The organism is Asticcacaulis excentricus CB 48, assembly GCF_000175215.2.
Lineage (GTDB): Bacteria > Pseudomonadota > Alphaproteobacteria > Caulobacterales > Caulobacteraceae > Asticcacaulis > Asticcacaulis excentricus.
The window spans coordinates 69380-83539 of record NC_014819.1; the positions used below are offsets into that span (position 1 = coordinate 69380).

General features: G+C 57.1%; 14 protein-coding genes. 8 read left to right on the plus strand and 6 right to left on the minus strand.

The window, feature by feature from the left end:
* Window positions 1-100: 100 nt before the first annotated feature.
* Both ASTEX_RS18685 and ASTEX_RS21150 read right to left on the minus strand, forming a co-directional pair.
* Window positions 101-2158, minus strand: coding sequence for a ParB/RepB/Spo0J family partition protein (locus ASTEX_RS18685; RefSeq protein ID WP_013481196.1), 2058 nt, complete (start codon window positions 2156-2158; stop codon window positions 101-103).
* 137 nt (window positions 2159-2295) lie between these two features.
* The gene (locus tag ASTEX_RS21150; protein ID WP_041659810.1) at window positions 2296-3192 is read right to left on the minus strand and encodes a DUF7146 domain-containing protein; all 897 of its coding nucleotides are present in this window, start codon (window positions 3190-3192) and stop codon (window positions 2296-2298) included.
* A gap of 418 nt (window positions 3193-3610) precedes the next feature.
* Here ASTEX_RS21150 and ASTEX_RS18695 point away from each other — a divergent pair, with 418 nt between their 5' ends.
* The 3 genes from ASTEX_RS18695 (at window position 3611) to ASTEX_RS18705 (ending at window position 6618) form a co-directional block, all read left to right on the plus strand.
* On the plus strand, window positions 3611-4297 hold the full coding sequence (locus ASTEX_RS18695) for a ParA family protein (RefSeq protein ID WP_013481198.1): 687 nt from the start codon (window positions 3611-3613) through the stop codon (window positions 4295-4297).
* Window positions 4298-4307: 10 nt separating this feature from the next.
* Window positions 4308-4619 carry a hypothetical protein gene (locus ASTEX_RS18700; protein ID WP_013481199.1) on the plus strand — a complete coding sequence of 104 codons (312 nt, stop codon included), beginning with the start codon at window positions 4308-4310 and terminating at the stop codon, window positions 4617-4619.
* Window positions 4620-5412: 793 nt separating this feature from the next.
* On the plus strand, window positions 5413-6618 hold the full coding sequence (locus ASTEX_RS18705) for a replication initiator protein A (RefSeq protein WP_013481200.1): 1206 nt from the start codon (window positions 5413-5415) through the stop codon (window positions 6616-6618).
* A gap of 231 nt (window positions 6619-6849) precedes the next feature.
* Here the strand turns inward: ASTEX_RS18705 and ASTEX_RS18710 are convergent, their stop codons facing one another.
* The 4 genes from ASTEX_RS18710 to ASTEX_RS18725 form a co-directional block, all read right to left on the minus strand.
* A complete protein-coding gene (locus tag ASTEX_RS18710) occupies window positions 6850-8118 on the minus strand; it encodes a helix-turn-helix domain-containing protein (protein ID WP_013481201.1) in 1269 nt (422 codons plus the stop codon).
* Between the two features lie 368 nt (window positions 8119-8486).
* Entirely contained in the window at window positions 8487-9362 is an 876-nt protein-coding gene (locus ASTEX_RS21155; protein ID WP_425359030.1) for a transglycosylase SLT domain-containing protein, read from the minus strand.
* Complete coding sequence (locus tag ASTEX_RS18720) at window positions 9340-9687, minus strand: hypothetical protein (RefSeq protein WP_144004840.1); 348 nt, start codon at window positions 9685-9687, stop codon at window positions 9340-9342. Before ASTEX_RS18720 ends, ASTEX_RS21155 begins: the two co-directional genes overlap by 23 nt.
* Window positions 9688-9852: 165 nt before the next feature.
* Complete coding sequence (locus ASTEX_RS18725) at window positions 9853-10383, minus strand: hypothetical protein (RefSeq protein WP_013481204.1); 531 nt, start codon at window positions 10381-10383, stop codon at window positions 9853-9855.
* Window positions 10384-10769: 386 nt separating this feature from the next.
* On the opposite strand from ASTEX_RS18725, the gene ASTEX_RS18730 reads away from it, so the two are divergent.
* The 5 genes from ASTEX_RS18730 to ASTEX_RS19630 all read left to right on the plus strand — a co-directional run bounded on the left by ASTEX_RS18730 (window position 10770) and on the right by ASTEX_RS19630 (window position 14156).
* The gene (locus ASTEX_RS18730) at window positions 10770-11075 is read left to right on the plus strand and encodes a hypothetical protein (protein ID WP_013481205.1); all 306 of its coding nucleotides are present in this window, start codon (window positions 10770-10772) and stop codon (window positions 11073-11075) included.
* Window positions 11076-11230: 155 nt separating this feature from the next.
* On the plus strand, window positions 11231-11512 hold the full coding sequence (traL, locus tag ASTEX_RS18735) for a type IV conjugative transfer system protein TraL (protein WP_013481206.1): 282 nt from the start codon (window positions 11231-11233) through the stop codon (window positions 11510-11512).
* Complete coding sequence (locus ASTEX_RS18740; RefSeq protein WP_013481207.1) at window positions 11513-12112, plus strand: type IV conjugative transfer system protein TraE; 600 nt, start codon at window positions 11513-11515, stop codon at window positions 12110-12112.
* A gap of 5 nt (window positions 12113-12117) precedes the next feature.
* Entirely contained in the window at window positions 12118-12828 is a 711-nt protein-coding gene (locus ASTEX_RS18745; RefSeq protein ID WP_013481208.1) for a type-F conjugative transfer system secretin TraK, read from the plus strand.
* Window positions 12828-14156 (plus strand): TrbI/VirB10 family protein, encoded by a 1329-nt coding sequence (locus ASTEX_RS19630; protein WP_013481209.1) that lies wholly within the window; start codon window positions 12828-12830, stop codon window positions 14154-14156. Before ASTEX_RS18745 ends, ASTEX_RS19630 begins: the two co-directional genes overlap by 1 nt.
* The last annotated feature ends 4 nt before the right edge of the window (window positions 14157-14160 follow it).

A 14160-nucleotide genomic window follows, 5' to 3' on the forward strand; every position in this document is an offset into this window, starting at 1 on the left:
CGGGCATCTGCCCTCCCCGTCCCTTCCCTTCTTCTTTTACCCGTGGCGGCCGCTGGCGCCGAACGGCTCCAATGAAAAAGGCCCCCTGACGGGGCCTCCCTCACGCGGCAATCGCTTCACTGGCGTCCGCCTCCGATATGCCTGTCTCATTGCCATCCGCGACTGCGGGTAGGTTGCCCTCTTCACCTTCCAACTCGCTCTGCCCCCTGTCGTCGTCATCGCCAAAGGCTCCGATCTCCGGCGAGGCCTGTTCCAGATAGTCCTCTTCATGGAAGTTCAACGCCGGCGGGACATAGCCGCGTTCATGGGCCAGACCGTGAAGGGTTTCAGCCAGATGTCCGCGCTTGAGGTGACTGTATTCTTCCGGATCGAGGCCTATCTTGATAAGGATGGCCAGGAGCGCCTTTTTCGAGAATGCCGCGTAATAGTCCGGCTCGACCTGCATGTGCGCCTTGAAATCATGCCCAATGGTGCGCGAAATCAAAATGGCTTCCGCACGCGCTTCCTGGCGCACGAAGTCCGTTCGGGACTCAGCCATATCGACCTGAGCGGCAGTGATATAGGCCAGAAGGTCCAGTTTCTCGCTGGGCGTCAGCCCCGATACCCATTCGAACGGGTGCATGCCGCTGTCGTCGTACTGGGCCTTGTATGCTTCGAGCCTTTCGATGACGGGATCCAAAAGCGGATTGTCGGCACCTTGCAATCCGCTCAATCGCGCGCTGGCGCACACCTTGAGCACGTACTTATTCGCGTCATGGCTCCGACCCAGTACCACCTGTTGGAACTGCGCAGACAACTGGACATCAAGCGCGACCATCGGCGTCTCCGCAAGGCTTCGTCCCATAGACCGGCCTGCCAGGGTCGTAGTCCGAAGGTGATGCGCGTGGCCATAGAGAGTGACATCGGGACGCAGGTTGGTCTTCGGCAGCGGGGTGGCATCGACGACAGGCCGGTGGGAGTAGCCGCTGCCTGGTACCTCATCGTCCTCCCGGTCGGCAGCCATGTGCGCATCGTATTCGGCCTTATCGACGTAGAAGGTCACCTTTACATGCCCATGTGCGCCGGCAGTTGCCTTGCACGCCCTCGCTATGAGCGGTCTGGCTTCCTCGTTGAAGGCTTCAAGGGACTTGGCGGCAAACGCCTTCGACAGTTCGATCAAAGCGGCATGGTCGCCACGTGTGCCCGCCTGTTCCAACTCAGATGTCAGTGTGGCGACTTCGACCTTCAGTTCCGCAAGGCGCGCTTGGTCTGCTTCGCTGACACGTCGGAACTCCCACCCCAGGTCCCGAAAGCCGTCGGGATTGCCGTACGGCAGATTAACACCGAACTCCACCGTCAGACCCGACGCCTTCAGGGCCTTTATCACGGGCTTCATAGCCGATTTCCACAGATCGCCGACAATCTTGGGATCAAGGATTTTGTCGGGTTGCTCCTCGAACAGGTCCTGCTCGATGCGCCCCCCCTTAGCGAGGTAGGTGGCCATCGGAAAGGCGTTCATCAGGACTGTGGTCGCAAAAAGCGTCTCATCGAAGAGGTCCCTGATGTTGTAATCCTGGATCGGACCATCGGACTCTTCGATGTATTCGATAAGCGCTTCCATTTTCTCCGCCTCTTTGATGCGCGCCATCTGGCGGAGTAGCGGGAGCCTGAAGCGCTGTGCCTTAAAGGCCTGCAAAATGCGCACGTCGAGCTGGCCTAGGACGGACATTTTACGCACCTCCTTGGCTTCGATGCCCAGCGACCGACCTATGGCTTCAAAGCCGTAATGCTCGGAGATCAGACGATTGATCGTGAGCAGCACGTCGGCGAACTGAATTTCCTTACGCATGGCGTTGGCGATCACTACGGCCTGGGCGATTTCATCCTCGGTCTCGCAAACCTTAACGGTCACGGGGTGATTTGCCGTGATGACTCCGGCTTCGACAAGTGAGGTCCAGGCCAAATAACGGCGACGGCCATCGAGAATCTCATAGGTATCAGGTTGGGCAGCCGGTTTGACAAAGAGTTCGACCAATTGACCGGCGGCTCCGGGCGCAAGCGTCGCGGCGAGTTCCGGGATCTGCGCGTCAGGCCCCTCCCCTGCCCGGAGGTTCAACTCAGACAGGATAAGTTGCGAGAACAGGACAGAGATGTAGGGCTTTGAGACAATGGACGTCATTTTTCGTAGGTTCCTGGATCACCTGAGGCCCATCCTCAGATCCGATCTGCCTCAAAAAGCCCTTTCTCCTTCTTTCACGGATCCGGAAGCCGGTACGGCGTTGGCAACTTCAACGGTGTCGTCCGCCGCTGCTGCGGCTACCCTCCCCCGCCATAGAAGGCGTTGAAGTCAGAAAGTCCTTCAGGCGGAAACTCGCGTCGACACCTGTACCCTTCTCTCAACAAAGCCACCTGCAGCAGCCCCGAGAACTTTTCGCCGGCGCCCCCCGGTTCTGCGGCGATAACGACATGCCGGACGCCGGCTGGCGGTCTCCAGCTGGGGAAGGACTTGACGCCGAGCAGCGCATGGCATGGCAGATCGAAATACTGGCTGGCAGACAGCGCGGATGTGACCCCTTCGGCTACCACCATTTCTGTGGCGACCGGATCGATATGGACGGACGCCCCGGGCGGTTTGGAACCAACAAGTTTGCGGGGAATGCGCAGATGTATGGCTTTCCGTCCAGTGGGCGTGAGATAAGTGATTTCCGTTCCGGTGTGTTCACCATCGCGCTGCGTCACTTTCGCCAGAAATGCATGTGAGCCACTCGCAAACTTCGGGTCGTAGACCCTATAGGGCACGTCTCTTGCGTGGCGGAGCACGGCCGAAGCCAGCGGTCGGGCTATCTTGCGTGCCATCCGAAGCCAACATTCGGAGACGGTGCCTGTCACGGGGAGCCCCTGAGACCAAAGGGAACGTGCAACTGATGTTCTCTGCATTTCCGTGGGCACCGGTGTATAGGTCAGTTCGGGGGTTGGTCCGCCTAGGAGCCGGTGTTCTGATGAGACGAGGCCGTTGGCTTTCAACCAGTCCATGACTTCGCGCCAGTCATGGTCGCTGAACGCGTGGACCCGAACCTTTCCACTGGGCGAGAGTAGCAGAGAGATGGATCGGTCCTGGCGGCTATGACCGGGGCCTGGTATGACGGCTCGGCGTCCGCCACCGTATAGTTCGCCCCCGAGACGGGCAACGATTGCGTGCATTTGTAACTCCATTGACGGCGTTCGATCGCGGTGCGGAACCTCTTTCCTTCACGCCCAAATCACCTCACCCTGAAGCCCTCTCTCCTCTTCTCTCAACAGAGACCACTTGCTCTCGGACAAGAGCGACAAAGAGGCGTCAGCGCAAAACACAACAGACCGATACAAAGCGCGACACGCCAGATGCCTTCTAATGCGAACCGTTTTGCGCAGGCCTGTTTTGCCTTGAATGCATCTGACCTATTGCGTGTGGTCTGAAATCGTTGTATCCAATTGTCAATTGTTTCGGATAAACCACGCCACAACAGTTTTATTTGAAACACGACACAATCATTTTGTTTTATAGGCTACTGGTCTGAGCAAGGTTGTGTTAGTTAGAAGCGGGTACAACAACGCACTCTGAAATGAGTGCGTACACTCTTGGAAAGCAGTTATGCCGGTAATCACTTTTGCCAATTCGAAGGGCGGTTCAGGAAAGACCACCAGTTCGCTGTTGCTGGCCTGCGCGCTGGCCCAAAACACCGCGACGGCGATCGTTGACGCTGATCCGCGTAAGCCCCTCGCAAGCTGGAAGAAAAAATCGTTGGACAACGGCACCTTCCCTAAGAACTTGACCGTCGTTTCCGATATATCGGAGGACAACATCACCAAGACAATTGAGGGGCTCGCCGAAGCCAATACCTTCGTCGCTGTCGACCTCGAAGGTCTGGCGTCGCGTATGATGTCCTTTGCTATCTCTCGGTCTGATTACATCATCGTCCCGTGTAAGGAGCAGCAGCAGGATGTGGAGGCCGCTTTGGACGTGCTGAAGAAGCTTGGTCAGGATTTCGACATGCTGGGCCGCCGAATTCCGTTCGCACTGCTGTTCACCATGACCAAGTACGTGAAGTCTCGCTCATCCCGAGCTATCATCGAGCAGCTGAAAAACTCGCCCATCAACGTGTTCCGCACAGAGATCACCGAGCGTGACCCTTTCAGCCAGATTTTCATGCGTGGGGGCACCATTTACGACCTGGATAAGAAGGTCGTCACCAATATCGACAAGGCCATCGAGGAGGTCGACGCCTTCACGCTTGAGGTTGTGGACCGACTGAAACAAGCCCGTCAGGCCGCAGCGTAAGGAGCAACCGATGAGCAATTCCAAGATATCCAGCCTGGACTTTACCGAGTTCACCAATCCTGCGCCAAAGCCAGCGACTGCAGGGGAGGGGACTCTACCCGCGCCGCGTTCCAAGGAAGAAGAACGCGCAATTCTGCAGGCCCATTCCGCGTTTCCTTCGCGCGAAGTGAAAGTCGCGGCGCGCAAGGTCAACATGAACCTGTATCTTGACCCGGACTTTGCGGAACTGGTCAAGTCCACGTCTAAAATGCACCGCTATTCATACGGCGAGCTATTTGAGATGGCGCTGAAGCACCTGCTGGACACCAAGGGTATCAAGTAGCATCGTGCTGTCAGATCGGTTTTACGTCAGGCCCGCCTTAACCGGCGGGTCTTTTGTTGAGCGCTATATACCCACAGGCACCTTACTGCCGAGCCCCTCTGTGTTATATATGTGTTAAGTATAGTGTTAAGGTACCAGAAGTCTGTCGCAAGCCGATGACTCTGTGAGGGAAATTAAGGACGTCGCGTGGGCGATTTGACGTTAGATGGCGGGTGATTTATCGCCAAGGGGTGGGTGATTTATCGAATTTCGTATCTCGGTCCAGAAATGGACGCGATAATAGCCTCAATGAGCCCGTCAGGTGGGTGATTTGACGAGCGATTCTTCTCCTTTCGCAATTACCGAATCAGTAACTCACTGAATTCATGGAATCATTAGCTGCGGTGGGTGATTTGACGAAGGAAATTGCACTGCATTTTGCTTTAAGGACTGGGCGGAAGCTGCTGGATTCTAAGCAGGAATCGGAGAAGTTAATCCTCAGATGTCACTTTAATTGAAGGCTTTCGGGGATCGACCGAGCAGCGGGTGGGTAATTTGACGAATTTTCCCTTGCATTGGTGGGTGATTTGACGAAATAATTTAACGTTCTCTCATTCCGATTCCTTGCCGCACAGACCCGTAGTCCTTGGCTGGTGCGACTTTTCACGTATCGGGTGGGTGATTTGACGAAAATGGATTAACTTTTTAGCCCACTAGGTGGGTGATTTATCGCCCCCTGATTCTTTGGTGGGTGATTTGACGATTCACCCGGTGGGTGATTTAACGAAAGAAATTCCGGATACCGAACGGAACCATGGCGCCGCGAAAGAGTAAGATATCCACAGGCCCGGAAACGGAGGATCTGTTCAGGATTCCGACCGCCAAGGCGTCGGCGCAGGCGGAAGCACGTGCGGCTTCGGCCATCCCCGATGACAGGGACGAAGAGACCGAGCGAGGTCACCTGGATGATGCCAATCCGGTGAAGCGCCAGGCCTTGCTCCCCAATCGTCGACCCGAAGACCTACTGTACTTTCTCATCGAGCCCCTCGAGGTCGTACTGAAAGATGATATGGCTTCAATGGAAAGCCCTATCTATTCCCTGAGCAAATCGATCGATACGACGATCATCCGCTACGAACACAATGGCAACTGGCTCGAAATCGTTCCGTCGGTAAAGGGGAGGGCGACGATCTACGACAAGGACCTCATCCTTTATTGTACGAGCCATATCGTGCGCGCGGTAAACGAGGGACGTCCAGTGTCGCCGACAATTCGGTTCTCCGCCTACGACTTTCTTCAATTTGCGAACCGCACCAAAAGCGGCGTCGCCTACAATTCGCTGCGCGACACGCTTGTCCGCCTCAATGGTACGCGCATCACGACCAATATCGTCACGGGCAAGGAGCGCCACGAATCCGTGTTCGGTCTGATCGAGCATGGGACGATCATCAGCGAGACCCGCGACGGGCGGATGAAAGAAATCGAGGTGAAGCTCTCGGAGTGGGTTTTCCGAGGGATCGCGAATGCTGAAGTGCTAACCCTGCACCAGGATTATTTCAGGCTGCGCCGACCACTAGAGCGGCGTCTTTACGAACTCGCCCGGAAGCATTGCGGTTCTAAAGAAGAATGGGCGATGTCTATGGAACTGTGCATGAAGAAGGCGGGGTCGAAGGGGCCGCTCAAAGAGTTCCGGCGCATGGTGCGGGAGATCGTTGAAGACAATGAGCAGACCGACCACTTTCCGGATTATAGCGTGGCGATTGAGGGTGACAGCATCGTCTTTCGTCGAAAAGCGAGAGCAAAGCTCGGCGGTCGCAAGGAGCCTGCAAAGGTGGCTCAACCGAAGCTCAATCCGGACAGCTATGCCAAGGCCAGGGCGGTCGCGCCAGGGTGGGATGTCTATGCCCTGGAAGCGGAATGGATCGAGTTCTGGAACACGTCTGGTCGGCCTGAATTCAAATCGGCCGATGCAGCCTTCATCGGTTTCTGCAAATCCCGCGCTCGCGATCAGAAGCGATAGTCACTTTTAGCTGACTTCCAGCCGCGTGGCCGCCGTGCTACGGTCGGGCCATGTCGGCAGAGAAAAACAGACGCGAATTAGAATGTCCGCTGGAATACCGCGGCGGATACGATGCGGTTCCCGTCGGTCGTCGCGCTGGCGTGTGGAAGGTGCTGCTTCTGCTGGCTATTCTCGTGTTGCTTGGCGCGGTCGGATACGGTGTCGCAACTTCGTACTGGCGGCGCGCAGATTTCAGCCGGGCAGGGGAGGGCGCTGGTGCCAACCTGTTACAGACCCCGCGCCGGTCCTGACCTGTCGTCTAACCTTGCCGACCGCAGATCGCCATCGATAGAACGGGCTGCGCAGGTCAAGCAGCTGATCTGACTTGCCGCGTCCGAGGAATGATATTACCCACCCCGCCGGATTTCTAACGGCCGGATCGAACATCGCCTGCAGCAGAATCATCGCCGCACCCTGTTCACCATAGCGGGATATGAGCTGAGCGAAGACGTCTCGCGTCACGCCTATATGTGCCGCGGCGCTTCGGCTGTAAAGCAACAGAGATCGCTGGGGCGGCATGTCTTCAGAGGCGAAGGCCGATAGGCCCAACTTCTGGAAACCGATCTCGACAGTCATCGCCAAGTCGGCCGCATCGGGCCCGCGCACAGGCGCGTAGCACGGCTCTACTGCGGCAGGTTCTTCCGCTCTAAGGCTGCACTCAGCCGTCACAGGCATCTGACCTTTCGGCTCTACATCAAGAATAGAAGACCTGAGAGTGTTCGTCAGAGGGGCGTTCGGATCGACGCCCTGGGGTGACTCGTCTTTACCGTCTTCTAACCGAAGCAAAACACAGCCCTTGAGATCATCCACCGCCTGCTGCACATCTGTCAGGATTTCTAATCCACGGCCTGTATCCGTCATTCGTCGGCCAACGTCGCAACGTCGAGTCAGGCTGCCAATACGATGGCAAACCTCGGGATCTGCAAAGCGATTTAGTCCTGCCAGCTCGATTTTGAGGCGGGCGAATTCGACCTGCATGAACCGTGCAGCCTTGCGAGCGTCGGTTCGCGCCGCGATCGTGGCGCTGAACTCTTCTATTCGCGAGAACAGGGGAAGTAGGTTGATGCCCGCGCTTCTGGTGCGGTTGCGGCTGGGCGCATCGTTGCACCAGACAAGCCGCATTTCTCGAAGCTCGGCAAGCGCCTTCTGAATGGTGCGCCGGCTTAGGTTGAGCATCTGCTCGAAGGTGGCGTTTTTAGCGAAGACCGTAAACGCACTGAGGCACCATCCCTCATTGCAACCATCCTGAGCCAGGATGGTTTGAGCCTGAAGCTGCAGCATCGCCTGCAAGAGGAATTTTGCCCGTGAGCTTAGTGCGTCACTTGCGCTGATGTAACGGCGGATGATCTTGAGCGATGCGTGAAAATCAAGGCCCTCAGGCAGGCCTTGAAATCCCTTCGCGAGCCACTCCGCGCGCAGAGAGTTAGGCGTGACGGGTCGATGACCGGTAGGACCGTTCATGAATAAACCTCAGTAGGGGGAGGTTTTAGGCAAAGCTCCGCCGTCGCTCATTCTGAGCGGTTTAAGTTTGACAGGTGTAGGGCGCGGAGACTATAAGTTCTGTGCGAATAATAACTTTTCGGGCTTGCCGATTATCTCCCCGCCTCAACTCTGTTGTGGCGGTTTTTCTTTGTCTATCCTCCTGTTGATAATTCAGTGTGAGTTACCGCTCGCGTAGGTTCAGAGCGGGTAACTGGGCGGTAGGGGTTCAGAGAAGCGGATCGACGTTCATTTGCGAAAAAAGGCTTAGCCGCAATCGATCCGAATTTCAGACAACAGCAAGCGCTGCTTGCTGTCTCTAGTTGTCGTGATTCTGTGTCGTGTTCAGCTTAATTCACTGCGAACGACCTATCGATGAGTTCGCGGACTTCTCCTACCGTGCGAGGCCGACCCTGAGGCGTGTAGTAAACGCTCTTATTACTGGCTGCCGCGCGCGGCGTCACGACGTCAGCGAGGTCCTTCAGGTTCGCTCTGAGGAAGCGGTTCCCTTCGTCGATACCGAGAAAATGCAGCGTGTACAGCTCCCCGGATGTCGGCTCACGACCCAATAGACTGCGCAGGGCCGATTGATGATCCTTGGTAAGCTCTGCCGCCATCGTTGAGTTCAGAGTGGGGTCATATCGGAGGGCAAGCAGACGCCAGCGGGCGAGGGGGGAGTCGATCGAGCAACGTCCCGATGGCCTCCGAGTGATCATCCTTGCCTGATCGATGCCCGCTGCTGGTCCATGGAGGCGAAGCACACAGAGCCAAGTGTTTTCGGTGAACTGAAATAGTCCGGCCGCTGATGAGGTCGGCGCTCTGGCCATATGGTTGAACCCGCTTTCCCGCGCGGCCAGTCCGAGAAAATAGGACAGGTTGATGCGATGCGATAACGCGGCCCGTGCAACCAGCCCTTCGTTAGTCTGTCGCCTTAAGTTTTGAACTGCCGACCGAAGGTGCCTGCGAGGGCGCGTCCTTCGGTGCCCTGCCGGCGTGGCATGGGTATAGGTTTCATAAAAGCTAAGACGAGCCCTGTGGATCGAAATGCGCGCGTCGGGCGAAATGCTCATTTCCGTTAGAAATGCCGTGAAGTCGTCCGCATCGAATGAAATGGGGTCCCGTGAGGAACAGTGAGGCTCGCAAGCTGTGGCCGCGGCTGCCATGGTCGCTGGCGCTATCATCAGCGCGAGGGTAAAGAGCGCACTACGCAGACTTGGACTGAACATTCATACTGCGAGATTGAGGCGAGTTGAAGCGTCGCTGTATCAGGGCGGACACCTTGAAATTCATGTCCTGCGTCGAAACGTAGGTTTCTGCGATTTCCATGATCTCAAAGTTCGGCACACCCAGATATTTGACCAATGCGAAGAGGTGTTCGACCTTCCCGGCATCCCCATGGAGTAGCTTTTTCAATGTAGGTGGGGAAAACCTGACGCGCTCGCAGATTACCATGTTCTGCATGCCCTGCGGATCAGAGGCTGAGCGCGTGCTGATGAAGCATTTTAGCACGCGTGACACGCGGCCGCGCAGCTCATCTGGTTCGAAAGACAAGAGCTGATCTTGCAACATTGTGGCCGCCCCAATTTGAAAGAACGGCTAGGTGCCATGCGTTCGCAATCAAATCAAGCGGCGCTTGCTACCTAAAATTCGGTAGGCGGATAACGTCGCTCTTATCGTGGCGAATGGAGTTCCGGCACTAAATGCGGGAAACCGGGCTTACCGACCAACGGCACTCAATGCCGCCGCCTGCTCGGCGGGCAGCATGTAGCGGTTGCCGTTATGGGCAATGAGATAGAGACAATAGAGATAAAGGGCAGCGACAGCGATCATCCGCTTGTTCCAACGCGCCCGGATGAGTTTATCGGCACAGGTTCGCTGGATGGCCTCGACTGTTCTTTGCAGATGTGCGTTCAGTTTCGGGTCCAGGTTGATCCCCTGACGCTTTTGCTGGTCGTAGGTGTATTTGTCGTAGGTAAGCCGCCAAAGCTCATCGCCTGACAGCCGAGAGACATAATCCAGCGCTTCTGGAAGGATGTTCTTGGTGGAGGCCGGCTTCTTATAGCGACCGATATATTCCGCCAGGCCAAGTTCCAGAACGGTTCGGAATTCGACATCATCGATAAGATTTAAGACGACCCGTTGGCCGTTCGCCATCGGACCCGGAACTGAGCCGTTCTTGGACGAGGATGCTGAGCCTGAAAGGGCGCGCTTCCTGGTGCGGGCTTCTTGTGTGTTCAATTTTCGCATAGTTCGTCTGCAGTTCCCGTTTCTACGGACATAAGCTCCGATGGGGCAAGGGTAAAGTCAAGCGGCGCTTGGTGCGGCAAGTTTGTGGAAAATGGCTTGCGCCATCTGACCGCGCCCACCCTTTCGTGCACCGTCGGAGTTCGATCGTTTCAAAATTATTTCCGCTTCATCGGATCAAGCAAATGCTTCAAGCACTGGAGCATTCGTTGTGTCGAGTTGAGCGTTTGCAACGGTCAATGTATCTAATGCTCGACTCAGATTAGCATATAAATAAAGGAGCACTCTTTCTGTGTAGTGGTCCGTTTGACCAAGTCCGTTCGTCAGTGAATGATTAAGGCGCGTTAATATCTGATACGCGCTTCATTCATTTCTCCGAAGGACTCAAAATGAAAAAGCATCTTATGCTTAAGGCGGACCTCGCCGCTGCACTCGGCATGGTCGCTGTTACCGGCCTCGCACTGGTTGCGGCTCAGGCCGGTACCGACACGACTTTCGATGCAACGACCACTGTGCTCACCGGCTGGGCGGAAGGCTCGCTCGGTAAGATGGCCGCGGTCGCTGGTGTCGCCGGCGCACTCGTCGGTCTCGTCATGAAGTTTGACTGGCGCTTGATCGCCGGTGCCGCCGGTATTGGTCTGACGGCTTCGACCGGCCCAGGCATCGTCTCAGCTCTGACCTCCGCTATCTTCTAGTTGGTTTCGCCGCGCAACCGGTGAAGAGGTCCAGGCCACGGAAATCCACCGGAATGGGGGGAGCCCACAGGTTCCCCTCGCGCGATCGAAGCGCGAGCTGACACGACAGGGGCTGTCGGAGACCCCGCTCGTGAAAGTCTTGGGTAGGAAACTCAATGGACACCCGTATTCCTCAGTATCTGGACGAGCCAGAGCGATACTTCATTTTTACACCGGATGAGTTGGTCGTAGTCGTTGTCCCTCTGGGCATTCTGACGATCGTCGCCAACTTTCTGATCGGTCTCGTCGCGGGTCTGACAGCCTTTTGGCTGCTCCGCCGCTTGAAGAAGGGCGGCTCGCTGACGCGCCTGCTCTGGCTGATGTTCTGGATTCTGCCCTACGAGGTGATGGGTCTGAAGAAAACCCCGCCGGCTCAACATCGTCTGATGGTGGGTTAGATGGACTTTGCCAAGACCCAGCAGGAGCGCAAACTCTACGCTTCGCGACTTTCGGTCATGACCGTCGTCGCTGCCGCCAGCATTGTGACCAATGCCTGTCTGTCGATGGTGTTGGTCGGACAATCTCGAACTATCATTATACCAACCATTCCTGCGGAAGTTTCCATAGACGCCTACGGCGCAGCCGATCCCCTATATCTCGAACGCTTCGCCCGTGATGTCTCGTTCCTGTTTCTGAATCGCTCTCCCGAAACCCTGCTCTATTTCCAGCGGGAGGCGCAGAAGATCATGGAGCCGACAGCCTATCAGGAGATGCACAAGATACTGGTGCGTGACCGTCAGGAGGCCATCCGGGAAAACCGTTCGCAATCCTGGTTTCCCAACGACTTCTATGTCGATCCCAAGACCATGTACGTCGAGATCCGCGGCACGATCCGGATCGAGGCAGGGGGCCGCGAGGTCGATGCCCAGAACAAGATCTATGCACTGACCTTTTCCAAGAACGGTCAGCTGGTTCGCCTGAAAAGCTTCACCGAGATCACGCCGGAAGACGCGCGCGGTGAAAAGATCAAACCACTTCAAACGCTTACAGAAGGATAGGGAACATGTTGAGATCCCTCTTGCTCGGCGCCGCCGCGATGATGATGGCTGCGTCAGCCGGCGCCGAAACCCTGAATGTCAAGGGTGACCAGGCGCTGTTGCAGGTTTCCTCGTCGCAGATGTCGCGCATCCACATTCAGGGCGAACGCATCGCGACGGTGCGCACCATACAGGGTGGAGACGGCGCCGAACTCCTAATTGAAAAAGATGAGACGACCGGTGACGTCTATGTTGGCTTCGACGGCGATACGTCGGGTCAATCCTTCTCTGCATTTTTGACCACGGAGAGCGGAAAGACCGTACAGGCGACCTTTCACCCGGTCGATGACACCGCCAAGACTTTTGAGCTGAAGCTTGAAGGCACTCTGTCAGCATCCAGCCCGGCCGCCTTACAGTTCAAGCGGAACGGCTATCCAGAGACGATGGCCGCCTTCGTCAAGCTCATGTTCAATCCGGATCGGCCGGACGGTGTGGTTTGTCGGCAGGGCCGGGCGCAACCGACACAGACCACGAACTTCCGGGTCTGGACTATCGAGCGGTGTGATGCCGAAGGCATCGCCGGTACCGTGCTGCATTTTAAAAACATATCGACCGTCCCGCAAACCTTGAGCGCCGATGGCTTTCTTGTCCGGCAGGTGCTGGCCGTCGGGATCACCGATGAGCTGCTGTCGCCAGGCGAAGAGGCCCGCGTTTACATCGTCGAAGAGGCCCGCTGATGGACGGTATCTCGACCCCACCCGCCGAAGAGGCGACCGACGAGCGCGTCGTCTCGCCCAACGCCGAGGCCAAGAAGAACTCGACGCTCCTTTGGGCGTCGATCATTGGTGTAGCGGCTGTACTCGGCGGCTTTGCCGTCTACAGCGCCGTCTTTCCGCCTGACCCCAAACCCAAGCAGAAACTGACCAAAGAAGAGGCGGTTCGCATTAAGGGCACGGCGAGCGTCGCCAGCGGCGTGCCGATTTCGCCGACGGCAGAGAATGCGCAACTCAAGTCCGAACGCTCGGACATGGACGCGCGGTTGCGCCAGCTCGAAGCCGAGAACGCGGCCCTCAGCGCCGAGAGGGATACCCTCAACTCCCGCAATCTCCAGGACCGCGAAGAGGCCTATCAAATGCTTCAGGCGGAACGAGATCGTCGAGGTGGCAGCGATCCGCATCCTACCCGCGGATACCCCACCGAGGCGGCAGATGGTGCCGGATTTTCCCCGACCCCAAATCCGGCACCATCGCTTCAGCCGGATGCCAACGGCAAGGAACGGCCCCGTCGTTCTTTCCGAACGGTCTCAATGAACGCGTCATCAGCGGGGAACGGCGAACTCGCAGCCCAACCGGTGGCGCAAAAGGCGAGTGCGGTGACCGATCGAATCGAGACGTTCGACCCGTCTGAATATGTGCCTCCCAATTCTTACGCGACCGCGCGCGTTCTGGTCGGCGTCGATATGCAGACCGGCGTCAGCGGGAACTCCGATCCCAAGCCTGTGTTGCTCAGGATCCGAACGCCGGCATTCGGTGTCGGCATGGACGGCAAGTTCCAATCGTCAGACCTGCGGGGCTGCACGATCAATGGCGCCGCCTATGCCGAGCTGTCGTCTGAGAAGGTCTATGTCAAACTTCAGCGCATCACCTGCGAAGGCAAAAACGGAAAGTTCCTGACCTCGCCGGTCGAGGGCTATGTCACCTACAAGGGCAAGACCGGCGTGCGCGGCAAGGTCGTGCGCCGGGAGGGCGACTATGCCTCGAAGGCTTTTATCGCTGGCACCTTCCAGGGATTGGGGCAGGCCATGGAGAAGAATGTCCAGGGCACGATCTCCGGCAAGTTTGGCGAGAGCGATGCGGGATCGATCATCAATGCCCGTCCGCTGAGTTCAGGCGAGATCGGGCAGGCCTCGGTCGGCTCCGGTGTCAGCAACGCCGGGGGGATGCTGGCCGACTACTACATCAAGCGCGCCGAGCAATACCAGCCCGTGATCGAAATGCCGACCGGCATCGATGTCGAGATCGTCTTCCTCGCGGGCTTCCGCTTCAAAGAAACCACCCGGAAATAGGTCA